The following is a 22,561-nucleotide window of genomic DNA, read 5'->3' on the forward strand; positions in this document are numbered from 1 at the left end:
GAATCCCTGGCTCCCGGGGCGCCCGCTGGCGCATCGTCATCAGTGGCAAAGCCAAGACGGCCCTGCGGCGGACGCGGGAGATCCGCCGCAGGGCCGACGACTGTGCAAACTCAAGGAGAGACACCAACCATGCGCATGCACACCTGGACACGCCAGACCGTCCTGGCCCTTGGCGCGGCTGCCGCCCTGGCCCTGGCCGCCGGTTCCGCCCACGCCGCAGGCAGCAGCCTCGGGACGGGCAGCTCCGGCCCAGCCGTCGTCTGCCTCCAGCGCGCCCTCGACGACGTGGACGCTGCAGGCCTGCAGACCGATGGCCAGTTCGGCACCCGCACCCACAACGCCGTCGTGAACTACCAGCACGAGCACGGCTTGAGCGCGGACGGCACCGTCGGCCCGATCACCGGCGGCTCCATCAAGAACGCGGTCAGCCAGGCCTACTACGCCGCGCACCGCGCCAACGACCCGTCCCAGGTGGAACTCGGCAGCTGGCTGGCCAACTGCAGCGGTCAGCTGCCGGGCTGACTCCGGCACGCCGGGCCGGGCGCGCCCGGCCCGGGAAGGCGAAGGAGAGGTCCAGCACCACTCGGTGCTGGACCTCTCTGCGTTGACGGTGGCCGGAGTCGGCCCGGCCTCGTCCGCTGGAAGGACTCGTTCAATCCGCGCGCACCTCGGGCAGCGGATCGACGGCTGAGGCCAGTGCCGCACCGTGCCCACTGCGGCCGTGCTCGTACTGGCGGACATCGGGCTACGGCCCAGATCACGCGCCTGGGAGCCGGTGCGGGCGGCCAGTTCGGGCGAGTGGTGCACCAGTGGCTCCCGACCGGTCGGGCCGCCCGGGAACTGTGATCGTTTTCGGCTGTGTTCGGCTGCTCGCGCGTGGGTTCGCTACTGGTCGTTGAGCAGGGCGAGTCCGACGTCGTAGCAGGGAGCGCGGTGGCGAGGTGGGCTTCGAGGATCGGGCTCTGCACCAGGCGCGTGCTGGGCGGCGCGCCCTCGCCGCGGCGGCAGGCGTTGACGGCGAGGATGCCGTCGGGCAGCGGGGCCTGGGCGGTGGGCTGCCACTGCGTTCTCAGTCGTTGGTGCTGGTGATGGTCCACCAGGAAATCTGGTCGCTGGAGGCGGTGATCCAGGGCCCAGTAACCTGCGCCAGGCGCGGTTGCGCACTGCTGTCAAAAAGACACACAGTGCGAAAGCCGGTGGTGAGAACCCGTCCGCACCCTGCAGCTGCAATGCTGAAAAGGCTCAGCCCCTCCTCTGCCACGGCCCCTGGCCCGGCGACGCCCAGCTACGCCTGGAGGTCACCGCCGCTGCGTGGGTCGAGTTAGGTCGCGCCCGGCGCCCTGAGGGCTCGCGGTGGAGCCGATGTCGTAAATCGCTGTCGGTCGTGACCATCGACTGGAACAGCCCCGTTCGCACGGCCGAGGTCGGCCGGGCTCACGCCACGTGCGTGACCAGGGAAGCGGGGGACCGGGATGAAGATTGCACGAGTGACGAAGCCCGGAGCGCCGGGCCGCGCCGGACGGCTGCGCCCGATGGCGGCCAGGCTGGGCCTAGCGGCCCTGCTGGCCGGCGCCGCAGGCACGGTGGCGGCCGGGATCACCTTCGCGCAGAGCGGCGCGACACCGGCGCCGTCGGTGTGGAACAACACCACGTCGATGGGCTCGCCGTCGGACTGGAACAGCACCACATCGGACGCCGTACCCGCCGAGTGGAACAGCACCGGCTCCGCGGTGCGGCCCACGGAGTGGAACGGCACGGGCGCCTGACGCCCGTGACCGATCGCGGCTGTGGCACCCCTACGGGGCCGCCGCCGCACCCCGGGCCACGCCGCTCAGCGCGTCCGGCAGCTGTGCGGCCTCGCGGCCTCGGGCAGGCCGAACGCGCCGAGGACGCCGGCGCGCGGCAACCTCGGCCTCGGCGTCCATCACCGGTCACAACCTCGCGAAGCCGGAAAGCCGGACGAGTTCCCGGCTTTTAAGTCGAGACCGCGCCGACACGCCGACCTCGATCACCTGCCGGCCTGGCGCCGGTGTGGGTGTCCCAGCTGCCCGATCGCCTGGTGGCCAACCGGACGGAGCGTGCTGCATTCAGGTTCGTCAGCATGTGGGCATTGCGAGCCCGGGGAAGGCGAGCCGGTACTGCCCTCGGTACATGGCCTCGCCACCGATCATGAGCCCGGTGGGAGACTCGACTCCAGCAATGCGGGCGGTGCGCACGATCAGAGCCGCGATCTCGGAGGAGGCCACTTCTCCAGGACCGCCGGCATCGACGCGCCACGGCGCTCCGCCGTCGAAGCGGGCCGGAAGGGGCGGTAGGGCGTTTCGGGAAGTCCAACCGAGAGCGGCGGCGTTGTCCCCGCGAGCCGCCTCGGGGACGCAGTACTCCGTGTAGTCGACGTACAGGCGATCCTCGAAACAGGTGATGCCGAACAGAAGCGGCCCGGCTTCGCCGGGCAGCAGGCCGTACAGGGGAATGCTCTGCGTCAGCCCGGTCGCCAGAGTCTCCGCGGGAAGCGTCCGCAGGAACGCCCCCAGCGAGTTCTGCAACTGCTCCCAGTCGCCGATGTTCTCCCAACGCGGCTGCTCCAGCGGGTGCCCGCGGTCCGCCAGGACCCCGGCGAATCCCTGCCCGGCCTGCGCATACCAGGACTCCCACACCTCGCTGCTCTGCAGTACCAGCTCGGGCCCGGCCACCCCGGCCCGCAGCTCCAGGGCCGTCCTCTCCTGGTGCCAGTGCAGGAACGGCCTGCCCCAGTACGGCTCCGGGCTCCACCCGGACGGTCCGGCGAACCCGTGGGCCCCGACGTACGTCGCGTCGCCGAGCACCCTCCGGACCGCATCCGCGACCCGCCGGAACTCCTCAGCCTGCGCCCGCGCCTCAGGAGCCGGCCGGCTCACCGGGACCGCCAGCTCCAGGTACTCCTGCAACGGAGCCCACGCCCGGGCCGCCGCACCGACGGGCACGAACACTGCGTCTCCGCCCGGCAACCCGGTCACCACCCGGACCCGGCCGTCCGACTCCCCAGCCCACTCCCAGCCCAGCTGGTCGACGAGACCGCGCACGTCGTCCTCGGTCCACCGGAGTCCGACGAACGCGTTCATCAACTTTCGGGCGACGGCCTCGATGTCCTCGTTAGTGATCATGGTCCTTTACTACCAGCCACCCCGGACACTCCAGCGTGCCGGGCTCTTCCCCGGGCACCGGTAGGGGGCTTGGGTCGCGCTCACGGTCAGCTCACGCTCGGCGAGTTCGCGATGGAGGTGGCACAACCCCACCACCCAATCGCCGGCCCTGACATGACATCAGTGTCACGCCACCTCGGCCGACTGCGGTAGTCGTACGGAAGGCTGGCTACGACATCGAGGCGGTGGAGCGGCCGTGGCCATCCGTGGGCTTGCCCGCGCCCGCATGGGGTCATTACTGCCTCGGCAGATCTGGATGCGTCACGTCCTGCAGGGGGAAGGCCATCATGCTGACGCTCAGGGGGATTGCGCCCGGCGCGTGCGGTGGCTGTGCGGCCTCGTGGAGCTCAACGGCGAGCTCGGCGAGCCGTCGTCGGACGTCCTGCCAGGTCCGGGGATCCACCCATAGCTCGGCGTCGACGGTCACGCCCGCGCTCGCCTCTAGCCGGCGACTGGCACGTTCCCGGAGGGTGTGTGCCATGGCCTCGGCCAGCATCGGGGCCCCGTCGTGCTGGTCGGACAGCGGCGTGCCGCGGACGGTGCGGTAGCGGCGCTCCCTGCCACCGCGACGAGTGCGCTCCTCCGCCAGCTCGACCAAGCCCACCGTGGCTAGGCGCCGCAGGTGCTGGCTGGCCAGCGCGTGCGAGATGTCCAACTCGCGCGCGAGCTCGGCGGCCGACATCGGTCCCGGCCACATGAGGCTGAGCATCCGTAGTCGCAAGGGATGGGCGAGCGCGCGAAGTACTGGGTCGGTATCGGTCACGTAGGCCAGTAAACCGCAACCGACGCGGCCTGAGCCCCTACCACCAATCAAATGCTTGGGGGTAGGGTGAGCGCGATCCAGCGCACGACGAGGGGGATAAGCGGATGAGCTGGCGCACGCTCAAGGTCCTGCGGGATCGCAATGCGGGTATCTATCTGGGCGGGGTGATCGTCTCGGGGCTCGGCGACTCGGCCATGTCGCTCGCCGCCGGTATCTGGGTCAAGACCCTCACTGGTTCCAGCAGCCTTGCCGCGCTGGTCGGCTTCTGCCTTTGGCTACCGACCTTCGCGGGCCCGGTGATCGGCACGGTGGCGGACCGGGTGCGCCGCCGTCCGCTCCTGGTCGCCACCAACCTGGTCCTGGCCGCCGTCATGACCGCGCCGATCGCCGTGCACTCCCAAGCGGATGTCTGGCTGCTGTTCGCGGTCCTGACCTTGGTGGGAGCGGGAATGGTACTCACGGACGCGGCGGAGACCGCGCTGGTGGCCGCTGCCGTGCCAGAGGAACTGCGCGGCGACTTCAACGGCCTGGTGCACACCGCGATCGAGAGCATGAAACTGCTCGCCCCGCTGGCCGGGGCCGGCCTGTTCACCGCCTTCGGCGGGCCTGCGGTGGCAGTGCTGGACGCGGCCACCTTCGTACTGGCCGCGGTCGCCTTCCGGTTCATCCGAGTGCAGGAGGCCCTGCCCACCACCCGCGGAAAGCGGGCATGGACCACTGAGACCGCTGAAGGTGCCCGCTTCCTGTGGCGGCACCCGGTGCTGCGTCCACTGGTCGTCACCGGCGGGACGGCCATGGTGCTCTCCAGCCTGAGCAGTACGGCCACATTCGCCATGCTCGATACCGGGCTTCACCAGTCTCCGGCGTACGCAGGCGTACTGACCCCGCTTCAGGGGCTCGGGTCAGTCGTCAGCGGGGTGACAGCCGGTGCGTTGATGCGCCGGATGTCCGAGCGTGCCTTCTCGGCGATCGGACTCTCACTCTTCGCTCTCGGCGTGCTCGCGCGGGCGACTCCCTGGCTGCCGATCGTGCTCGGCGGCAGTCTGGCCATCGGGCTGGGTCTGCCCTGCGCACTCATTGCGGCTATGACCGCCGTGCAGCGGGAGACTCCAAGCGAACTGCTCGGCCGGGTTGCTGCTACGGCCAACACCCTGATGTTCGCGCCCACCGGGCTTGCCCTGCTCATCGGCACCGCGATGGTGGCTGGCCTCGACTACCGGGCGCAGCTTCTCATTGCCGGGGCCATGGGCCTGACCTGGGCCGCCGTGCTCACTGTGGCCGGCCGTGCGGCGCGGCCCACAGCACCGGACGGCGCGCAGCCGACGCCCGAGGCTCAGCAGATCGACATCGCCCAGTAGGAGGAACAGTCATGCCGGGTTCTTTGCGGTGGCTCGCGCTCCCGCCATTCCGGTGCCACGAGTACGCCAACGAGGCTGTTCTGCCGACCGCAAGGGGTCCCGCTGTACCAGCGGATGGGGCGGAGTCCCGTGGAAGGCGACGTGTGCGAATCTGCGGTTTGTTGTCACTGGAGGAATGGTTGGTGTCATCAGGGTGTGGGTGTGGGGCTGCCTGGACCTGGCCGGGTTGTGGGGGAGCGGTTGGCGTCAGTTGGGTGCCGATGTCCTTTGCCATCAAGTGACGTTCTCCGGTGACAGTTTCGTGCAGATTCCCGTGTCGTCCCGCGCCGCCTGCCCGAGCCGGTTGGGCATGGGTGCAGTCTTCTGCGAAGAGAGGGACACGGTGCGTGGCATGACTGAGCAGGTGTTTGATGCGGCCCGTGCTCTGAGCTGTGGTGTCCCCGACCGTGGGCGGGCGTGGGGGTTCCTTCGAGTGTTCACCGCGGCCTGGGCCACCCCGCTGGCCTACGGTTGACGGCGTTCCGGCCGGGGAATTGGACGCGGTCGAGGCGCGGCTGGGGCTGCGGCTGCCAGCCGCGTTGCGGGAGTTCTACACGCTGCTGGGCACGCGCAAGGACCTGACGGGCAACCAGGATCCGCTGCTGCCGCCCGGTGAGGTGTTCGTGCATGACGAGTTCGGCGGTCTGCTGGTCTTCCGCACGGAGAACCAGGGCTGCGCCTACTGGGGGGTGCGCCTTGAAGACCTCGACCGGGACGATCCGCCGGTGTTCGTTCGGTCCCGGGAGGGATGGCTGCCGTTCATGGATCGGCTGTCACTGGCCGGTGTCGAGCTGGTGCTCAGCGAGGCGTTGTTCGCCCCGGGCCGCTTCTACAACGCGTGCGAGCTTCCTACGGACCTGATCGAGGAGTTGCCGCGCCGGTTCACGCGCGTCGCGCTGCCTGACTATCCGCTGTGGACCGGGCCGGGGGAATCACCGGTGCGCTGGTACTCCGCTCCGGGAGCACTGCTGCGCCTGGACGGCGTCACCGCGTTCAGCTGGCTGCACGTCGTGTGCCGCACCCCACCCGACCTCGAGGCGTTGGAGGAAACACTCCCAGCCCGCTGGGCACTGGGCTACCCGGAGCCTGCCCCGATCGAGGCGGACGGCCTGCCGTTCTGAACCGTGCCGACCGTGCGCCCGTCCGCCGCTGTCTCGAAATGGAGCACTTCGAGCGAGACGGCGTTGTAGGCGACGTTGGGTTGGTCGGAGCCGGGCAGGGTGAGGTGAAGCATCCCGTCCTCGTCCAGCAAGCCGTGGCCGGCGTAGTGGACCAGCATGGGGTCGGTGGTGTCGTTTCGGGTCGCTATGAGGGCCTTCAGGCCGCGCGGGGGTTGCTGATGCGTGCTGGTCATCCGCTGGTTCTCGCGGCGAGGGCGGCCTGTTGGTGGTTGTCAGCTTCCGGAGTTGGCCGCGCGGATGTTCATAGCCCCCTGTACGCGGATTGGTGATTCGTCCGGTATCTCGGCGCTGGCGAGCTGCAACGAGCCCTGAGTGGCTGGCCGTGGTGATGGATGGCCGCGTCCGCGGGGAGGTGACTGTGCTGATCAGCCCGGGCTGGAGCCGGAGGCAGCGGCTGGTTGGACCAGGGCTCCGTTGGGGCGCTGAGGCTGTCCGGTGCGCCGGTCCACGGGGATCGGCAGCGGGGCCAAGGGGTGGCGGCGGATGTGCCAGGTCTGGTAGGCGATCAGGACTAGGAGCAGGGCGCTCAGCGCCGCGGTGCCGCCCGCCGTGCCCCAGCCCAGCCCGCCTTGGGCCGTCGGTTTGGTCAGCGCGTCGCCGCCGGCCGCGCCCAGGGGACGGGTGAGGATGAACGCCAGCCAGAACAGCGTCATCTGATTGATCGACGTCAGGTAGTACAAGCCCACGATCAGCACCATGATGCCCGCGATGACCAGGAAAGCGTTGCGAAAGCCCAGGCCGGTGTCGTCCGAGAGCCAGTCACCGCTGGACGTGCCCAGGGTGTTGGATACCAGGATCGCGATCCAGTACAGGATCTCGCCGGTGCGACTGGAGATGTTCTCCACATTGTACGTCTGCCCGGTGCACCACCACACGAGGAAGACCAGCGCCAGCAGGGCGGTGAGGATCACGGCGCCGGAGGTGTAGCCGATGCCGTCGGGGGCGCTGCCGTGGCCGAATCCGCGGTTGAGGAAGTCGGATACCTCGGTGCCGACCATGCTCGTGCCCAGCACCACCGACCAGTACAGCGGCGGGTGGAACCGTTTCGCTCGCACCTGGGCCACGATGACAACCAGGAAGAACGCGAGGAATAGGAACGCGGTGGTGATGTAGCCGAGTTTGAAGCTGATACCGATCAGGTCGCCGGCGGACTCTCCGAGAGTCACGGCGACCGTTTTCAGCATCCAGAACAGCACCGTCACCTGGGGGAGCTTGCGCAGCACCATGGTCATGCCGTCCAGCGGTGCGTGTGCGTGAATGTTCGAGGCCATTTCTGTCGCCCGTCCGTCGGCCACCAGCATCAGACGCGCCATTGTGAAAGCGCCGGTGGGTCCGTGGAGCCATTGCTTGCCCGTGACGGCCGATCGCCACCCGAAAGAGTGACTCGGAAGGCTTGAACGGACTCTGTGAGCTTCCGCCCGGACCTGTCATTTTCACCGGCAAGCGCAAGGGTCAGAGTCCTGGCCGGTCTCTACCGGGCATTCGCCGAGCACGAGAAGCGCCAGGCGTACCCCGAATCCGTCGCCCAGGCCCATGCCGACTTCGCCGTGGCTTCTGGGGAGCAGGGCCCAGCACTTCGTCGGGGTTCGTTCACGGGCGGCGGGCGGCAGGACGCCGATGTGACCCATCCCGCGGCCGGATGAGCTCCTGGCCAGGAGGAAGTAACGTGCGCATGGGGACGATCAGTACCGGGTTGGACGGCCGGCCCCGGCCGGACTTCCTCGCCAGCCACCGTCCGGTCCTGGTCGTTCTCGCGGCCCCGCTGGTCACCGAGGTCATGCCGTCACAGGACCATGCATCACCCGTTCGCGTGAACTTGCCGTGATGGTGTCGTGCAGCAGGGGAGGCGGCATCACAAAGGGCTCGGTGCGTAGCGCAATGACGTTTTGCATCGTGTGGGTTGGTCGGGCGGAGGAGGGGGAGGCCCTAGCGTGGTCCGGGAATGACCCGGGCGGACCGCCGGGGTCCCGGCCCATGGAGGCACACCCCATGACCACTTCGCTCCCTGAGCTCACCGGGGACTACGTCCTCGACCCCGCCCACACCCGGATCGGCTTCGTGGCGCGCCACGCCATGGTGACCAAGGTCCGGGGTGCGTTCCACAGGTTCGAGGGCACCGCCCACTTGGACGGCAGCGAACCCGCCCGCTCGACCGCCCAGGTGGTGATCAAGACCGAGAGCATCGACACCGGGGTCGAACAGCGCGACGAGCATTTGCGCACCAACGACTTCCTGGACGCCCCCAACTACCCCGACATCACCTTCCGCACCACCTCGGTCGAGCCGAGCTCCGAGGCCGAGTACCGCGTCACGGGTGACCTCACCATCAAGGACACCACCCGCTCGGTCGCCATCGACTTCGAGTACACGGGCAACGCCGTCGACCCGTACGGCAATCTGCGGGTGGGCCTGGAGGGCTCGCTGACGATCAGCCGCAAGGAATTCGGCGTGACGTGGAACGCGGTGCTGGAGGGCGGCGGCGTCCTGGTCAGCGACAAGATCGTTCTGGAGTTCGACATCTCTGCGATCAAGCAGAATTAGCAGCCCCACTGGCCGCCCCGTTGCCGTACGCCGGCAGCGGAGGCGCCAGCGGCATGACCGGCGGGCGCGGGCGCGCGCGGTGCCCGCCGACAGCAATCTCCTGGGTAATGACAGGCAGCTCCTGCAACGGAACTCCTTGATCAACTCTCCTGGTCGAAAGTTGATTTACAGGGGTTCCGTTGTGTCGTTCAACCCCCCTTGACATCTGACTGGACACCCAATCTGATCACGCCAGGCGACGCACGTCGGTGACATCAGCCGCCAGGCCCTGCTCACCGGGCCGGCGGACCGTTGCGACGAGTCGTCGCAACGCCGCGTGAGCGGGCGGGCCCCAGGTGGCCTTGCCGCCGGGGCGGCCGCGGACGCCGGCCTCTCCGATGAGGATGCCGCTGAGGGCACGCCACGCCGCCCAGCCGCGGGCGCGACGCAAGGTCGCGGCGTCCGGGGTCGGCTGGTAGGCCCCATAGAAGCGGTCGGCGGCGCCGTCCGGCAGCAGGATCCAAGGGGCAGCGAGGTCGACGGCCGGATCACCTGCGAAGAGGTCGCCGAAGTCGATCACACCGCAGAAGGTGCCATCCGTGGTGAGAACGTTGGCCGGATGCAGGTCGCCATGGAGCCACAGTGCCGGGCTCTCCCAGTCAGGTGCGGAGGCGGCGTCTTCCCAGACCGCGCGGACGGAGTCCGGGTCGGGGATCAGCCCCAGCTCGGTGCCCGAGGCGAGCAGCCTGGCGAACCCCTCGGCATGGTCGACCAGCGGCCCCCCGCGGTCACGACCCGCCGGCGCCCCCGTGGGAGCGGGTCGGTGAAGAGCCGTCAGGAAGGCGGCCAAGGTGTCGGCCGCCTCCGCACCGCGCGTGGCGGGGGCGCGGTCGGCGGGCTCGCCCGGCACCCAAGTGGTGACGAGCCAGGGCCGCGGAAACCGCTCGGAGGGCTCACCGAGGCGCTGCGGGACCGGGACCGGCAACGGAAGGTCCAGGGTGAGGGCGGGCAGCCAGGCGTGCTCCTTGCGCAGCAGCGCATCGGCGGACTGCGTTGCCCAGGGCAACCGGACGGCGAGGTCGTCGCCGAGCCGCCACAGCTGGTTGTCCCAACCACGCGCGCCGAGCCGTAAAGGGCGATCGGCCAGGTCCGGGTGCTGGTCGCGCAGCAGATCCCGGACCAACTCCGCAGTGATCTCGATCTCGGTGTGAGTCATGCGGAGCAACCATAGTCGGGCGGCGGGCCGCCTCGAAAAAGCTGGTCCTCCCAACCGTGGACCAGTGGGCCCCGCTCCAACTCGCGCTCCAGCCGCGCAACCTGTGCATCGCTCAGCTTCGGCCTGCCCGGCGATCCCTTCGAACGAACGCCGGCCTGGTCGTGCTCTCGCCACTGCCGCCGCCAGCGTTCCACCGACCGCTCGCTCACCCGCAACGCCGCAGCGATCTCCCTGTTCTTTGCCGTGACCGTATTGGTTTGCTGGGTCTCGCCCTGCGAGATGATCGCGTCATGAGTGAGATCGTGTTGATGTCGGATCCGAAGGTCGCCGTCATACCCGTTGTGGAATGTGGTGAACGACTCGTGGACGTCCGCGCGGGCGGTTCGTTGCTGGTCGATGCGCGCAAGCAGGACCCGGCAGATGCCTTCGCGTACCTGCGGGAAGGCGTGCTGGAGCGGCTGCTCAAAGCCCAGACGATGCTTCCGCGGGGCATACGGCTGCTGTTCGTCGAGGGATACCGACCCCCATCACTTCAGCGGGAGTACTTCGAGGAGTACGCGGGCCAATTGAGGGCCATCCACCCGCAATGGTCCGCCGGGCAGGTCCACGCGGCGGCGAGCCGGTATGTGTCACCGCCCGACATCGCTCCGCACAGCGCCGGCGCGGCCGTTGACCTCACCCTGGCCGACGCCCGTGGGCACGAACTGGACCTGGGCACACGGTTGAACGCCGACCCGGAGGAGAGTGAGGGCGCCTGCTACACCCATGCCGCCAACATCAGCGAGGAGGCCCGTGCCAACCGGAGGCTGCTGGGTACCGTGCTGACGGCGGCGGGCCTGGTGAACTACCCCACGGAATGGTGGCATTGGTCCTTCGGCGACCGCTACTGGGCTCTGATCGCGGGGAAGACCGCCGCTTGCTACGGCCCGGTGGAGACCACCCCGCTCGGATGACCAGCCTGGCCTTGCCGGACTGACTGGTCACGCGACGGGTCGCCCGCCCCAACGAGACCTTTCTCGCTGCGGCTGCGGCTGCGGGCGCGCTCGCGTCGCTGGGCGGCCAGGCAGGTCCGCGAGCGGCGGATTCACATGCGCACCAGATCCGATCTGCGTGAGCTCGCCGACTGGATCAACCTGGTCGTGTCGGGCTGGATGACGTACTCCGGCCGGTTCTACCGGTCTCGGTTGTACCCCCTTCCTGCGGGGTGTGCAGCACGTCCGCGACTACCTCAGCCCAGGGTGGAGGTGCTCTGCCGTAGCAGCAGGCTGCCGAGCGCGGTGCGCTGGTGCAGGACCGCTTTGCCGGCGCGGGTCGTGGAGATCAGACCGGCGCCGCGAAGTGCGGCTGTGTGGGCGGAGACCGTGGCGGCGCTGACGTGCAGGCGCTGGGCGAGCTCGGTTGTGGTGCGCTCTTCGGCCAGTAGGTGCAGCAGCTCCGCTCGGGTAGCCCCGATCACCTTGACCAGCGTCTGCCTGTTGGCGGAACCGTCGGGCTGCGGCGGGAAACCGGGGCCGGCCGGATAGGTGACCGCGACCGGGCAGCCAGGGAGGTCGGACAGTAGCGGCCCGCCGGACAAGTGGAAGCTGGGCAGGAGAAGCAGCCCGCGTCCGCCCAGCTGAACCTCCTGCGGCCTGCCCGGGATCTCCCAGATACCGCCGTGCAGGCGGGCGCCCGGGAGTAGCCCGGCCAGCAGCGAGCCGACGCCGCCTGAGGCGAGTTGCACGGCCCGGCGCACGAACTCGGTGTGATGCAGGTCCTGCACCTGCGCCCAGACCGGGCCGAGCAACACCTCGAATGCCGCGTGCTGCGCGTGGTGGATCAGGCGCCATGCCTCTGGGTCACCCCGGTGCAGGTCGTGGATCCACGCTGGGGCGGGCGTGCGCGCGGGTCCGTAGACGCGTTCCAGTTCGGCGCTGACCAGCTCGGCCGGGGCCGAGCGGACTTGTTCCAGGGCGTCCGGGAGGGAGTCCGCCAGCACGTCCAGGAAGCTCGGTGCCCGCCCGGCCGGGACGAGGTCCGCGAGCGGGAGGGTTGCCTTCGGCAGGGCGCGCAGCGCCCGGCGCCGCCAAGAGCCGTGGAGTAGGTCGCCATCCTGGCGGCACATCATCGTCAGCGCCACGTTGAGCTCCTGGAGCGGCGCAGGCCGGGGGGCGAGGGTGACTCGGGCGAAGTCGTCCGGCGTGAAGTGGATCCGGAGCACAGCGCCCCCTGTGTGTCGATACGGAAAGCGTTCAGGGCGCCATCCTTGAGCCTCAAATCTAAACGATCGTCTGCGCCGGGCCGGGCGGGACAGCATGCTTGACATGACCCACGACTTCTCGATTAGCCGACGTGCCGTCACCAGGTCCGTGCTGCTGGGCTCCGCCGCGATGTTGCTCGGCGCCGGTGGCCGTGCCTACGCCGACTCCCGGGCTACTGCTGCGGGCCCAAGCTCGGGCGATGCCGTACTCACCCTGCCCGCGCCCACGGGCCGCCACCCCGTGGGGTGCCAGCCGGTGTACCTCGTCGACGACTCCCGGCGCGACCCATGGGACCCCGCGATCCCCGTGAGGGAGTTGATGCTGACGGTCTTCTATCCGACCCGTGACGTCACCGGGCTCGTCCCGGCTCCGCAGCTGCCGCCGCAGGCCGCGGACGCGTTCGGAGAGATCGCTTCGCTTGGCCCCCTCCGATTGCCCAGCGCCGGCGTGGACTGGGGTGCCACCAGGTCCCACTCTTTCGCGGGCGCCGCGGCGTTGCCGGGCCGGCGACCCGTGTTGGTGTACAGCCCCGGCGGCGGAGACCCGCGCGGCCTGGGAACCTCCCTGGCCGAGGACCTGGCCAGCCACGGCGCCGTCGTGGTCTTGGTCGACCACCCCGGCGACGCCGCCGCAGTCGAGTTCCCGGACGTCACGACGTTCCGGCACGAGTTGTTGCGAACGACGAACCTCCCGCCCCGCGACCCGCGGGACCAGCCGCCCGTCGCCCGCACCATGATCGACTCGCGGATCGCAGACCTGCATTTCGTGCTCGACCGGCTTGGGCAGGCGGCCGACCTGCCGCTGCCGCGCGGGCTCGCCGAGACGCTCGACCTGCGCCGCGTCGGCGTGTACGGGCACTCGGTGGGAGGGAGCGCCGTCGCCGAGGTGATGCATGAGGACCGGAGGGTGCGTGCCGGGATCAATCTGGAGGGCTACCTGGACTACCCGCCCGCCGCGCCTGGTGCTGCCGCCGAACCGTTCCCAGTCGTGGCAGAAGGGGCGGACCGGCCACTGCTCCTGCTTGGCAGCGAAGGGTTCAACCGTCGGGAGGAACTGGATCGCTCCTGGTCGGCCTTGGCCGCGCTCTCAGGTCGGTGGGTCCGCAGTGCGCGCGTCGCCGACGCCAACCACTGGATCTTCACTGACTACGCCGCGATGCTCCCCCAGCTCCAGACGGCTGGGTTGATGACGGCAGCGGGGAGGGACGCTCTGATTGGCACCGTCGACCCGAGCGTCTCGGTCCCAGAGGTCCACCACGTGGTGCGCAGGTTCTTCGCGTGGCACCTGGCCGCCCGCTGATCTGAAAGAAACGGCTAGGCCGGGCGTGGCGCCTGTGACCTGCTTCTGATGAAGAAGCCCACCGTGCCCGTCTTGGTCACTTCGCTGAAAAGGCTGGTGGAGGATAACCCGTTGGGCCCGGTTTGGTGGCGTTACGGCCGTACCGGCCTTCACCCGCTGACCGATGCTCTCGACAACCCGCAGGACCGGGCGCACTACGAGCGGCGCCATGCTGCCCTGCGGGCCGAGGAGGACCGTCGGCGCCGTGAGCACTTGAAAAGCCTGGCCTGCGTCGACTGTGGCACGGAGCAGGAGCAGGAGAGGGTCTGGGTCCAGGAGGCCCGGGACTACTGGACGCACCGTAGGGGCGGTGCTACCCCTGCCACGCCGGGTGCAAGGCCGCCAAGGCGCGTCGTAAGGACCGGGAACGCCTGTGGGCCGCCCGCACTGCTCATGCCGAGCGGTTGCCCTGCTGGTCCTGCAAGGGCTCCCTGGGCGGGCTGAGGATCGGAGCGGGAGCTTCGCTGCGAGGCGGTAGCGGAGGCGGCTGAGTGCCCGGACTGTGCCGCCGTCCGCGGGGAGGAGGACCTCGGGCCGCTGTGGCTGCCTCTGCCCGGTCTGCGCCCAGGCGATGCCGCCGGCCTCCACCGGCGGTGCCCGCCGCTACTGCACTGACTGGTGTGGTCGCCGGGCCCCGGGGCTGCGGCAGCGGGGATGGCTTCCCAGCCGGCCGCCGGACCTGGCCCATCGCCGCGTGACTTCCCCCGCGTCCCACGCTGCGATGGCACGTTCGAGGCAGCGTGGGACGCGTACGCGGAACCTTCTGCCGTTCAGCCCGGCCGGAACCGCGGTCGGCTTGCGCCGGTCAGGGGCGGGGTGTCCAGCCGGGTGGGGTGAGGACGCTGTCGGCGAGGATCCGCTCGACAGTCTCGTCCAGGGCGCTGTGCTGGCCGATGACGTGTTCGAGGCCGTCGGGCAGGAGGTCGCGGGGCTGGTACCAGGCGGCCATGTCCTCGGGGGAGAACTCGGCGGCCTGCGGCCGGGTGGCGTGCCGCCGCACGGTCTCGGTGAAGTCGACGTCCAGGTAGTACAGGTGGCTGCGGCCGCGGTGGTCGGCGGTGAGTCGGCTGAGCATCGGGCCGTAGCGTTCGGCGGCGAGGACGCCCTCGATGACAACATGGAAGCCGTGGTCGAGGGCGTGCCGGGCTACCAGGTCGATGAGGCTGATGTTCGCCCCGCCAACGACGTCCCGCTCGCGTAGGACGGTACGACGCAGCACGTCCTGGGCGACGACGGCGATGCCCCGCCCGTAGGCGGTGCGCAGCCGCGCGGGGACGCTGGACTTCCCTGCGCCGCTGGGGCCGCGTACCACCATCAACACGGTCTCCGGGTTGCCCGTCATGCCAGGACCATCCCCGCCGCACAGCCTGCCCACACTGCCCCCGACCTCTTCCGCGCCGACGAGGACCACCAGGATGCCCGGCTGGGGGCCGGGTTACGCGTCAGGCGTATCGCTTCGACGGTGTCTTCAGCGCGGGCGGGTGTGGTGCTGTGCGTCGGTGGAACCCTGCACGAGTACCAACATGCCTCTTGACCAGGCCGGATGATTAATCTATCGCGGTGTCGGCCCCCCGGGGGGCGGCTCGCGTGCTGGCGGAGACGGAAAGGCGCCCCGCACGTGGATTCGTGCGGGGCGCCCGCTCGTGCGCCGGAGGTCAGGCGGGGCGGATGTTCTCCGCCTGCGGGCCCTTCTGGCCTTGCACGACGTCGAAGGTCACCTTCTGGCCCTCCTGGAGTTCACGGAAGCCCTGGGTCGCAATGTTCGAGTAGTGGGCGAAGACGTCGGGACCGCCGCCGTCCTGCTCGATGAAACCGAAGCCCTTTTCAGCGTTGAACCACTTCACAGTGCCGGTAGCCATGCGTTTCTCCCTAGGGGGAACTGATCGGGTCCCACGATTGCGGGCCCGGAGGTGATCGCCTTGGTCCGGAGAGGCGCTGAACAGCAAAAACGCCCACGACATGTAACCGCGGGCGAGAACTTCGGAACCACGACTGCTTGATCAAAACGTTACACCGCAGGGGATCCCACGGCCAGGTAACCGAGGAAGACACGCAGCGGCATAGCTGTTGCGCCCACACACGCGCCTCGGCCGACGTCATGCCGCCAGCCGCCGTGCACAGCGCTGGTACCCCGCTGTCCAGGGTGCGGCAGGCCTGGCACCGGCAGACCCTGGGAGAGGAACCGACCACGGAGGAGAGCGATGACCGGTGCCAGCCCCTCACGGGAACCGAGTGCGATGGTGCACATGTCGATCGCCGGTGCGCTACCCGTGGCGAACGTGGTCGCCGACGTGGTAGGCCAGTCGTTCAGGCTGATCGCTGTCCCAAGTCCTGGCACAGCCAGGGACTATGTCTCACCCGCCGATCGGGTGGTCCGCACCCGCTGGCAGGTGGACACCTCGGCGCCGATCACAGAACCCGCCACGCGGCCGGTTGCCTTCGCACCTGCTGGTGCCGGCCCGGTGAAAGTGGAGCTCGGTGGTAGAGCCGATGCCGTGGTCAAGGTCGCGGCGCTGATCCGCGACCGTTTCCGTGCCGGACCGCCGGCGGGGGTTTCACAGGCGTTCGAAGTGTGGCCCGAGAGTCCGCCGCCCGCCACGGGCCAGGCGTGACCGCGGCAGCACGCGCCTTGGCGGGGCGCCTACCACGTCCTGCGCGAGGTTCACGACCAGCAGACGACACCGCGCCGCACAGCCACCGCGCCCCAAGGGGCGGCCACAGGCTCCGGGCGAGTTCGCATCGCTGCATGAGACGGCACCGCCGCTCTCGACGACCTGACTGAGCAGCGCGGTTCCCCGCACGACGGTCATGGCGCGGCCACGGCCGGACGCCGGAACCGCGGCCTCAACCCCGGCGGGCAGCAGGATGCACGGCATCACCCGGAACGGCCCGGGGCTGCTGCAGGGAAGCGGGTTGTGCCGCCCCGGCCGGAGAGTGACGGTGGCCCGGTGCGTGTGACCGGCCTCTCTGTCCAGGGCAGCACTGTCACCCACGTGCTACGTCGGCGACTGCGTGAGGTGACTGATGATCTTCCCGAAGTAGGAAGATCGGTCGCTGATCAATCGGATGCTGGCGGCGATCAGGCCAGCCTCAACTGGTACGAAGATCGACCCTGCCACGGGAAGTGCGATGATCTTCAACTGGAATCCATCGAGGCGAACACCCGTGGCCTGTTCGTGCTCTCGCAGTGCGTCAGCGAGACGCGTGCGCGGCCGACCGGGCACGGGCCTACCCGACCTGGCGAGTTCCCGCTTACGGTCGGAGCTCCACCGCAGAATCTCGGCGGAGATGCCCCGGACGACCTCACCGAGTGGCCCCGCGAGCGTCAACGCGACGTGTGCCTCGTGCCCGGGCGACGCCATCGCCAGGTCCCACCACGCCCGCCATTGCCGCTCGATTTCGGCGACTTCCCTCGAGTCCTGGCCGACGGCGAACGTCAGCGGCGGGTCGATGTGCGGCAGACCGAGCGGGTCGGTGAAGCCGAACGTGTCGCGGATGGCCAGAGCGAAAGCCAGGTCGTGCGAATAGTCCAGGTTGACCGACCACGACGCGCCCGATACTGCCGACATCAGGGCTGTTCCCTTCTCAGAAGACCCACGTCTTGTCGCTGGGGGCACCGGCGTGGCAGATCTCGCCGTCCCAGAGCAGCACGTTGCTGGCTGGGACGACCCCGGCCAGCTCCCAGGTTGCGCCACCACCGTGGACGTCCCACCCGCCGTGCCAGTGCTCGTCCGCGCCCGGTCTGCCACCCCACGAGTGGCTGTCGGAGCCCCAGTTGTCCGACCGGTTGACCTGCCAGTGGTAGGCGACCGCACTCATGTCGAGGTCGAATCCCGTCTCGATCTCCGAAACGTAGCCACCGACCGAGTGGATGTACAGGTAGGAGTCGCCGCAGTTGCCGTCCACCTCGTTCTGGGGACGGACTCCCGCGTGGTAGGGAGTTCCGTCGGGGTTGATCCCCGAGGCCGTCGGCACCACGCGTTGGGTGCCGTCCGGGTCGGTCACCACCTTGAAGCCGTGCGACTCCGCGACCTTCCGGTCGACCCCGCCGACCACCATCTTGACGATCTTCGCACCCGCGAGCGGAACGTGCTTCGCCGCCTGCGCGGCAGGCACGGACTGGTCGGCCTACGGAGCCGCCTGCGCGATACCCGTACCAGCCACGGCGAAGGCACACGCCGCTGCACCCGCCGGAACCGCGCTCCTGAACGCATCACAGTTGTCCCCCTCGGCTGCCGCAACCTTCCAGCCACAGGCTCCCTGCCCGAGCCGGGCGGCAGACGGGAACGACGCTATCCCCGGGCGCCCCATGCGTCGCTGACGGCTCATCCCATTGGCTTGTCCGTATCGAACCACGGCAGCATCGAGGTGCTCCTGGTGGAAGGCCCTGGTCATGCCGCAGATGTCGAAGGCCGAGCTGTACGCCGCGATCCGGCGCGGCCCACCGCGAGGGCATGAAGATGCGAGAGATCGAGCGCAAGTACAACGTGTCGTGGCGGACGGTCAGGAAGGCCGTGGGCTCGGTCTGGCCGGAGCCGAGGAAGAAGCCGCCACCGCGGGCGACGGCTCTGGAGCCGTACAAGGCGGTGATCGACGGGACCCTGCGGGCGGATCTGGACGCGCCGCGCAAGCAGCGGCACACCGCTGGCCGTCCGCTGGCCGTCGACGGCCAGGGCTGCTCTGCAATGGCGCGGCCGCCAATGCGTGCAGATCCCCGTGTGCCTTGATTGCCGGTCTGAAATACGGAACGGTCGGCGGCAGCGGAAAGGAAGGGGCGGGCTGCTTGGGGCCGTGCGCTGCCAGAGCGGTCAGCCCTGGACAAGGGCCGGGGCTCGTACCGCCTGTGCGGTACGAGCCCCGGTTTCCGCTGCGAATCGAAAATCGCGCAACGGGAGAGTCAGAGAGCGAGGGGGCGAATGTTCTCCGCCTGGAGGCCCTTCTGGCCCTGCGTGACGTCGAACTCGACCTTCTGGCCCTCGATCAGCTCGCGGAAGCCTGCGGCGTTGATGTTCGAGAAGTGGGCAAACACGTCCGGGCCGCCGTCTTCCTGCTGGATGAAGCCGAAGCCCTTTTCCGCATTGAACCACTTTACGGTGCCGAAAGCCATAAAAAATTCTCCTTCGAAGGCGCTTTGGACCCGCACTGCGCGGGCCATCCGTCGCCGCACTGATGACCCGCCGGGATCTCAGAAAAAATACGCCTGCGATGGGAACCAGCAGGCGCACACAGAGTTCATGGGAACCAAAACTGCAACTCCTACGACCGTAGCAGGCTTAGGGCCGGAACGGGAATTTCCGCAGAAGTTTTCTTCGGCGTTTCGGCGAGGAACTGGTGGTGCCGGTTGTACGGACCGGCTGGCCGTCCTCACGGTCGGTCGGTCGCCCCGTGGGACCGGGGTCAAGCCCGGCAGCATCTACAGCGCGTTCCCGGGCGGCAAGCACGCGCTCTTCGTGAAGCCGCTGGAGCGCTACTCCAAGCTGGTCATCCCGCAGAAGCTGGGCGAGTTGGAGGCCCCGGGCGCCTCGGTGGCGGAGATCCGCGGTTACTTCGAAGGCCTCGTGCGGGATCTGCTCAGTCCGGAGGGGCGGCAGGGATGCCTGCTGGTCAACACGGCGATCGAGAAGGCCGCCGAGGACGACGAGGCGGCGGCCGTGGTGCGCGGCCACCTCGCACGCCTGGAGCGGTGCATGACCCACGCGCTGGAGAACGCGCTGCGCCGCGGCGAGGTGCGTGACTCGCTCGATGCGGGCGGCAGCGCCAAGCTGCTCGTCGCGACCTGTCAGGGGTTGATGGTCGTGGGCAAGGCGAACCCCGATGAGGCGGTGCTGCGGGCGATCGTCGAGGGCGCCTTCGCCGCCCTCTCCTGACGCTACGACACAAGGGCCACCGTGTGCGGTGGCCCTTTCGCCGACCCCGATAGATGAACAACCACTCAAGAATGAGGTACGGACATGAAGGCCATCGTCATATCCGCCCACGGCGGTCCCGAGGTGCTCACCGTCACCGAACTGCCCGACCCGGTCCCCACCGACGGCGAGGTCCTCATCCGGGTCAAGGCCTTCGGCCTCAACCACGCCGAGGCATACATGCGCAGCGGCGCCTGGGGCCAGGTCGCCGCCGTCCCCGGCATCGAGTGCGCCGGCCTGGTCGAGGCCGACCCCTCCGGGACGCTCGCGGCCGGGACCAAGGTCGTGGCGATCCTCGGAGGCATGGGCCGCACCCGAAACGGCAGCTACGCGGAACTGGTGACCGTACCGGCAGCCAACGTGGCGGCCGTGTGATCCCAGCTGCCCTGGGCCGACCTGGCCGCCGTGCCCGAGGTGTACGCGACGGCATACAGTGCCCTGCACGGCAACCTCGGCCTGGCGTCTGGTGAGACGCTGCTGGTCCGGGGCGCGACCTCCTCTCTCGGGCAGGCCGCCGTCAACCTGGCCGTCCAGCACGGCGCTAGCGTGATTGCCACGACCCGCAACCGGGCACACGTACCGCTGCTCAAGGAGATCGGGGCCACCGACGTCCTCATCGACGACGGCCACCTGGCGCCCGAAGTCGAACGCCGGGGCCTCACCCTCGATGCGCTGCTCGACGTCGTCGGCAACACCGTACTGCGTGACTCGCTTGCCGCGGTCCGCCCGCGCGGACGGGTCTGCCAGGTCGGCTTCCTCGGCGGATTCGCGCCGGTGGCGGACTTCGATCCGATCGCCGACCTGCCCAGCGGTGTCCAGCTCAGCTTCTTCGGCAGCGCCTTCGTGCTGGGCACACCCGCGTTCCCTCTCGCCGATGTACCGCTGGACGCGATCTACGCCCGGGTCGAGGCCGGCGCCCTGCGGGCCCGCCCCGTCCAGGTCTTCCGCTTCGACGAGATCGTCGAAGCCCACCGGGTCATGGAGGCTGGCGAGGCCCTCGGAAAGATGGTCGTCGCGCTCGGCTGACCCGCAGTGTCTGACGGCGAGACTCCCTGAACGCGTTGCCGTGAGCGGCACAAAGCGGGATCTGCTCGCACGGGGGAGGCCGACGTCGCGGCTCGCCGGCTCACCATCGGGCAGCGGAAGGCACTAGCGAAGCTCCGGGAGATCACGCAGCGGTACCCCCGGATGTTCGCTCACTGGCGCCTTGTGCCCACGCAGAACGCCCTGTTGATCCGACGACCGGAGCGGCAAGAGCCGTGTAACGGGAGACTGTTGTCTGTGAGGGCCGGGAGGTGAGATTCCTCCCGGCTACTCGACCGTGCGGGGGTACCCCGGATTCCCCTGTGTGTGGTGTGGGTGCGACAGGACCCGCGACAGCCCGTGGTGACGGGCGGGGGAGCGGCTGGTGCTTCTGGCGTCCGGGCGCTCGCCGGCGCCTCGGCCGCCCGACAGCCCGCCGGTGCTGCGCCGGTGGCTGCTCGCGGTCGGGGCCGGCCTCGGTCGCCTTGGTTAGGTCGGCACCGCACCGCGGGTGTTCTGTGCCATCGAACCTTGAGCGGTTGTCGTTGAACCTTGACCACTGTCGCCGGCCCGTGAGGACGGTCACGACACTTGCCATGGCCGGAGTACGCCGCCGGACTGCGGCCGACGATCTCGGCCACCTCGGCGAACGGGTAGCGGAAGATGTCGTGCAGTACGAACGCGACCCGCTCGGCCGGGGTCATCGACTCGAACACGACCAGGAAAGCCATGGTCACCGACTCGTCGAGGGTGATCCGGTCAACCGGGTCTACCCCGGGGCCGCCCGCCGCCCCGGCGATCCATTCGGTGGGGTCGGGCAGCGGCTCTGGGATCCATTCGCCGACGTAGGTCTCCCGCCGGGTACGCGCCGAGCCGAGCAGGGTCAGGCAGATGCGGCTGGCCACCTTCGTCAGCCAGGCGCCCGGGGACTCGACGGCCTCCTGCTGCGCCCGGGACATCGCGTACCAGCGGGTGTAGGTCTCCTGGACGACGTCCTCCGCGTCGGCCAGGGAGCCGAGCATCCGGTAGGCGAGATTGAGCAGCTGTCGCCGCTCGCTCATGATCCTGCTCAGTCCCGGGTCCCGCTGCTCGTCTGCCTGCCGCTGTGCCTGTCCCGACGGGGTGGTCATACGCTCTCCGGCTCCCTCGCTCACGTTCCCTCTTCCATTACGACGAATCAGAGCGGCGGAATGTGAGGTCGGCGGCTCGCCTCACATTCGGCGGGGCTGCGTTGTCGGACTGGTGAAGGCGACTACACCATCCACGGAACAGGTAGATCAGCATGAACGACTTCCAGGAGATCGCTGACCGCGTCGAGATCGAGGCGCTGCGCGGCGAGTTCACCGACGCGGCGATGATGCGCGGCCGCGCCCGACTCGCCGCGCTGTTCACCCCCGACGGGGTTCGCCGTCCGCCCCGCGCCCTGGCATCCGGGGGGCGGACTGTGGGGCGGCGGTGTTCTTCCGTTCGGTCGGACGGGCCGTCCGCTCGAGCAACCGCTGCGCCGCAGCCGGGCCGCCAGGACCGCAGCCCCGGCGGCCCGCAGGGGCGCCCCGTGTGTGGCCAACCCACCTGGCTGCGCCCGTCCCCCGGCCAGCTGCTCCTCGTCCAGGCCCTGGCGGGCAGCTTCCAGATCACCGCTCCAGATGGGGAGGGTGGCGAGGCAGGCATGGCGTTCGGCGCGTGCCGCCTCGGCGATGTACCAGCGCTTCTGGAGGTTGATCAGGTCGGCGGGATGTCACGCTGGTCTGCCACCCGGCCATCGTAGATCGACCACAGATCCGACCCGCAGACC

General features: G+C 69.5%; 24 protein-coding genes and 2 pseudogenes. 13 read left to right on the top strand and 13 right to left on the bottom strand.

The features are described from left to right. The first annotated feature begins 129 nt into the window (after positions 1–129). Both ABD369_RS25085 and ABD369_RS25090 read left to right on the top strand, forming a co-directional pair. On the top strand, positions 130–522 hold the full coding sequence (locus ABD369_RS25085) for a peptidoglycan-binding domain-containing protein (RefSeq protein WP_344638794.1): 393 nt from the start codon (positions 130–132) through the stop codon (positions 520–522). A 965-nt stretch (positions 523–1,487) separates the two neighbouring features. Further along, positions 1,488–1,766, top strand: a complete 279-nt coding sequence (locus tag ABD369_RS25090) for a hypothetical protein (protein WP_344638795.1) — start codon at positions 1,488–1,490, stop codon at positions 1,764–1,766. Between the two features lie 330 nt (positions 1,767–2,096). Here the strand turns inward: ABD369_RS25090 and ABD369_RS25095 are convergent, their stop codons facing one another. Both ABD369_RS25095 and ABD369_RS25100 read right to left on the bottom strand, forming a co-directional pair. Further along, positions 2,097–3,143: a hypothetical protein gene (locus ABD369_RS25095; RefSeq protein ID WP_344638796.1), complete on the bottom strand. Its 1,047-nt coding sequence runs from the start codon at positions 3,141–3,143 to the stop codon at positions 2,097–2,099. A 274-nt stretch (positions 3,144–3,417) separates the two neighbouring features. Next, entirely contained in the window at positions 3,418–3,945 is a 528-nt protein-coding gene (locus tag ABD369_RS25100) for a helix-turn-helix domain-containing protein (RefSeq protein ID WP_344638797.1), read from the bottom strand. A 104-nt stretch (positions 3,946–4,049) separates the two neighbouring features. Between ABD369_RS25100 and ABD369_RS25105 the strand changes: the two genes are divergently transcribed. Both ABD369_RS25105 and ABD369_RS25110 read left to right on the top strand, forming a co-directional pair. Further along, the gene (locus tag ABD369_RS25105; protein ID WP_344638798.1) at positions 4,050–5,303 is read left to right on the top strand and encodes an MFS transporter; all 1,254 of its coding nucleotides are present in this window, start codon (positions 4,050–4,052) and stop codon (positions 5,301–5,303) included. A gap of 533 nt (positions 5,304–5,836) precedes the next feature. Next, entirely contained in the window at positions 5,837–6,463 is a 627-nt protein-coding gene (locus ABD369_RS25110) for an SMI1/KNR4 family protein (RefSeq protein WP_344638799.1), read from the top strand. On the opposite strand, the gene ABD369_RS25115 is transcribed toward ABD369_RS25110, so the two are convergent. Together ABD369_RS25115 and ABD369_RS25120 are read right to left on the bottom strand one after the other, a co-directional pair. Continuing rightward, the gene (locus tag ABD369_RS25115; RefSeq protein WP_344638800.1) at positions 6,418–6,696 is read right to left on the bottom strand and encodes a hypothetical protein; all 279 of its coding nucleotides are present in this window, start codon (positions 6,694–6,696) and stop codon (positions 6,418–6,420) included. The two genes, ABD369_RS25110 and ABD369_RS25115, sit on opposite strands and share 46 nt — an antisense overlap. Positions 6,697–6,888: 192 nt before the next feature. Then, a complete protein-coding gene (locus tag ABD369_RS25120) occupies positions 6,889–7,836 on the bottom strand; it encodes a COG4705 family protein (protein WP_344638801.1) in 948 nt (315 codons plus the stop codon). A 676-nt stretch (positions 7,837–8,512) separates the two neighbouring features. Between ABD369_RS25120 and ABD369_RS25125 the strand changes: the two genes are divergently transcribed. Continuing rightward, positions 8,513–9,064, top strand: coding sequence for a YceI family protein (locus ABD369_RS25125; protein WP_344638802.1), 552 nt, complete (start codon positions 8,513–8,515; stop codon positions 9,062–9,064). Between the two features lie 226 nt (positions 9,065–9,290). Here ABD369_RS25125 and ABD369_RS25130 read toward each other — a convergent pair whose 3' ends face one another. Together ABD369_RS25130 and ABD369_RS41230 are read right to left on the bottom strand one after the other, a co-directional pair. After that, positions 9,291–10,259 (bottom strand): aminoglycoside phosphotransferase family protein, encoded by a 969-nt coding sequence (locus ABD369_RS25130; protein ID WP_344638803.1) that lies wholly within the window; start codon positions 10,257–10,259, stop codon positions 9,291–9,293. Positions 10,260–10,300: 41 nt separating this feature from the next. After that, positions 10,301–10,498 (bottom strand): annotated as a pseudogene (locus ABD369_RS41230) (helix-turn-helix domain-containing protein); the annotation flags it as partial. Positions 10,499–10,549: 51 nt separating this feature from the next. Between ABD369_RS41230 and ABD369_RS25140 the strand changes: the two are divergent. Next, positions 10,550–11,212, top strand: a complete 663-nt coding sequence (locus ABD369_RS25140) for a M15 family metallopeptidase (RefSeq protein ID WP_344638804.1) — start codon at positions 10,550–10,552, stop codon at positions 11,210–11,212. Between the two features lie 275 nt (positions 11,213–11,487). Here the strand turns inward: ABD369_RS25140 and ABD369_RS25145 are convergent, their stop codons facing one another. Next, positions 11,488–12,459 (bottom strand): ArsR/SmtB family transcription factor, encoded by a 972-nt coding sequence (locus ABD369_RS25145; protein WP_344638805.1) that lies wholly within the window; start codon positions 12,457–12,459, stop codon positions 11,488–11,490. Positions 12,460–12,628: 169 nt separating this feature from the next. Here ABD369_RS25145 and ABD369_RS25150 point away from each other — a divergent pair, with 169 nt between their 5' ends. Beyond that, positions 12,629–13,798 carry an alpha/beta hydrolase gene (locus ABD369_RS25150; RefSeq protein WP_344638854.1) on the top strand — a complete coding sequence of 390 codons (1,170 nt, stop codon included), beginning with the start codon at positions 12,629–12,631 and terminating at the stop codon, positions 13,796–13,798. Between the two features lie 844 nt (positions 13,799–14,642). On the opposite strand, the gene ABD369_RS25155 is transcribed toward ABD369_RS25150, so the two are convergent. Then, positions 14,643–15,179 (bottom strand): P-loop NTPase family protein, encoded by a 537-nt coding sequence (locus tag ABD369_RS25155; protein ID WP_344638806.1) that lies wholly within the window; start codon positions 15,177–15,179, stop codon positions 14,643–14,645. A 313-nt stretch (positions 15,180–15,492) separates the two neighbouring features. Further along, on the bottom strand, positions 15,493–15,696 hold the full coding sequence (locus ABD369_RS25160) for a cold-shock protein (protein ID WP_344638807.1): 204 nt from the start codon (positions 15,694–15,696) through the stop codon (positions 15,493–15,495). A 342-nt stretch (positions 15,697–16,038) separates the two neighbouring features. Between ABD369_RS25160 and ABD369_RS25165 the strand changes: the two genes are divergently transcribed. Continuing rightward, the gene (locus ABD369_RS25165) at positions 16,039–16,449 is read left to right on the top strand and encodes a hypothetical protein (RefSeq protein WP_344638808.1); all 411 of its coding nucleotides are present in this window, start codon (positions 16,039–16,041) and stop codon (positions 16,447–16,449) included. Between the two features lie 384 nt (positions 16,450–16,833). On the opposite strand, the gene ABD369_RS25170 is transcribed toward ABD369_RS25165, so the two are convergent. Together ABD369_RS25170 and ABD369_RS25175 are read right to left on the bottom strand one after the other, a co-directional pair. Further along, on the bottom strand, positions 16,834–17,406 hold the full coding sequence (locus ABD369_RS25170; protein ID WP_344638809.1) for a hypothetical protein: 573 nt from the start codon (positions 17,404–17,406) through the stop codon (positions 16,834–16,836). Between the two features lie 16 nt (positions 17,407–17,422). After that, a complete protein-coding gene (locus ABD369_RS25175) occupies positions 17,423–17,953 on the bottom strand; it encodes a hypothetical protein (RefSeq protein ID WP_344638810.1) in 531 nt (176 codons plus the stop codon). Positions 17,954–18,291: 338 nt separating this feature from the next. Here ABD369_RS25175 and ABD369_RS25180 point away from each other — a divergent pair, with 338 nt between their 5' ends. Then, positions 18,292–18,564, top strand: coding sequence for a hypothetical protein (locus ABD369_RS25180; protein ID WP_344638811.1), 273 nt, complete (start codon positions 18,292–18,294; stop codon positions 18,562–18,564). A gap of 170 nt (positions 18,565–18,734) precedes the next feature. On the opposite strand, the gene ABD369_RS25185 is transcribed toward ABD369_RS25180, so the two are convergent. Continuing rightward, on the bottom strand, positions 18,735–18,944 hold the full coding sequence (locus ABD369_RS25185; protein ID WP_344638812.1) for a cold-shock protein: 210 nt from the start codon (positions 18,942–18,944) through the stop codon (positions 18,735–18,737). 343 nt (positions 18,945–19,287) lie between these two features. On the opposite strand from ABD369_RS25185, the gene ABD369_RS25190 reads away from it, so the two are divergent. The 3 genes from ABD369_RS25190 (at position 19,288) to ABD369_RS25200 (ending at position 20,769) form a co-directional block, all read left to right on the top strand. Next, on the top strand, positions 19,288–19,704 hold the full coding sequence (locus ABD369_RS25190) for a TetR family transcriptional regulator C-terminal domain-containing protein (RefSeq protein WP_344638813.1): 417 nt from the start codon (positions 19,288–19,290) through the stop codon (positions 19,702–19,704). Positions 19,705–19,788: 84 nt separating this feature from the next. Continuing rightward, positions 19,789–20,118, top strand: coding sequence for an alcohol dehydrogenase catalytic domain-containing protein (locus ABD369_RS25195; RefSeq protein WP_344638814.1), 330 nt, complete (start codon positions 19,789–19,791; stop codon positions 20,116–20,118). A gap of 39 nt (positions 20,119–20,157) precedes the next feature. Next, positions 20,158–20,769: a zinc-binding dehydrogenase gene (locus ABD369_RS25200; protein ID WP_344638815.1), complete on the top strand. Its 612-nt coding sequence runs from the start codon at positions 20,158–20,160 to the stop codon at positions 20,767–20,769. A 605-nt stretch (positions 20,770–21,374) separates the two neighbouring features. Here ABD369_RS25200 and ABD369_RS25205 read toward each other — a convergent pair. Beyond that, a pseudogene (locus tag ABD369_RS25205) lies at positions 21,375–21,896 on the bottom strand (sigma-70 family RNA polymerase sigma factor); the annotation flags it as partial. Between the two features lie 152 nt (positions 21,897–22,048). Between ABD369_RS25205 and ABD369_RS25210 the strand changes: the two are divergent. After that, positions 22,049–22,534, top strand: a complete 486-nt coding sequence (locus ABD369_RS25210) for a hypothetical protein (protein WP_344638816.1) — start codon at positions 22,049–22,051, stop codon at positions 22,532–22,534. The last annotated feature ends 27 nt before the right edge of the window (positions 22,535–22,561 follow it).

It is taken from the genome of Kitasatospora cystarginea (assembly GCF_039533515.1).
Classification (GTDB): Bacteria; Actinomycetota; Actinomycetes; order Streptomycetales; family Streptomycetaceae; genus Kitasatospora; species Kitasatospora cystarginea.

What these genes read in the sequence shown, in the direction of transcription:
- ABD369_RS25085 (WP_344638794.1), top strand. Translation starts at nt 130, where the DNA reads ATGCGCATGCACACCTGGACACGCCAGACCGTCCTGGCCCTTGGCGCG.
- ABD369_RS25095 (WP_344638796.1), bottom strand. Translation starts at nt 3,143, where the DNA reads ATGATCACTAACGAGGACATCGAGGCCGTCGCCCGAAAGTTGATGAAC.
- ABD369_RS25105 (WP_344638798.1), top strand. Translation starts at nt 4,050, where the DNA reads ATGAGCTGGCGCACGCTCAAGGTCCTGCGGGATCGCAATGCGGGTATC.
- ABD369_RS25115 (WP_344638800.1), bottom strand. Translation starts at nt 6,696, where the DNA reads ATGACCAGCACGCATCAGCAACCCCCGCGCGGCCTGAAGGCCCTCATA.
- ABD369_RS25120 (WP_344638801.1), bottom strand. Translation starts at nt 7,836, where the DNA reads ATGGCGCGTCTGATGCTGGTGGCCGACGGACGGGCGACAGAAATGGCC.
- ABD369_RS25125 (WP_344638802.1), top strand. Translation starts at nt 8,513, where the DNA reads ATGACCACTTCGCTCCCTGAGCTCACCGGGGACTACGTCCTCGACCCC.
- ABD369_RS25130 (WP_344638803.1), bottom strand. Translation starts at nt 10,259, where the DNA reads ATGACTCACACCGAGATCGAGATCACTGCGGAGTTGGTCCGGGATCTG.
- ABD369_RS25140 (WP_344638804.1), top strand. Translation starts at nt 10,550, where the DNA reads ATGAGTGAGATCGTGTTGATGTCGGATCCGAAGGTCGCCGTCATACCC.
- ABD369_RS25150 (WP_344638854.1), top strand. Translation starts at nt 12,629, where the DNA reads ATGTTGCTCGGCGCCGGTGGCCGTGCCTACGCCGACTCCCGGGCTACT.
- ABD369_RS25155 (WP_344638806.1), bottom strand. Translation starts at nt 15,179, where the DNA reads ATGACGGGCAACCCGGAGACCGTGTTGATGGTGGTACGCGGCCCCAGC.
- ABD369_RS25160 (WP_344638807.1), bottom strand. Translation starts at nt 15,696, where the DNA reads ATGGCTACCGGCACTGTGAAGTGGTTCAACGCTGAAAAGGGCTTCGGT.
- ABD369_RS25165 (WP_344638808.1), top strand. Translation starts at nt 16,039, where the DNA reads ATGACCGGTGCCAGCCCCTCACGGGAACCGAGTGCGATGGTGCACATG.
- ABD369_RS25170 (WP_344638809.1), bottom strand. Translation starts at nt 17,406, where the DNA reads ATGTCGGCAGTATCGGGCGCGTCGTGGTCGGTCAACCTGGACTATTCG.
- ABD369_RS25180 (WP_344638811.1), top strand. Translation starts at nt 18,292, where the DNA reads ATGAAGATGCGAGAGATCGAGCGCAAGTACAACGTGTCGTGGCGGACG.
- ABD369_RS25185 (WP_344638812.1), bottom strand. Translation starts at nt 18,944, where the DNA reads ATGGCTTTCGGCACCGTAAAGTGGTTCAATGCGGAAAAGGGCTTCGGC.
- ABD369_RS25195 (WP_344638814.1), top strand. Translation starts at nt 19,789, where the DNA reads ATGAAGGCCATCGTCATATCCGCCCACGGCGGTCCCGAGGTGCTCACC.
- ABD369_RS25210 (WP_344638816.1), top strand. Translation starts at nt 22,049, where the DNA reads ATGAACGACTTCCAGGAGATCGCTGACCGCGTCGAGATCGAGGCGCTG.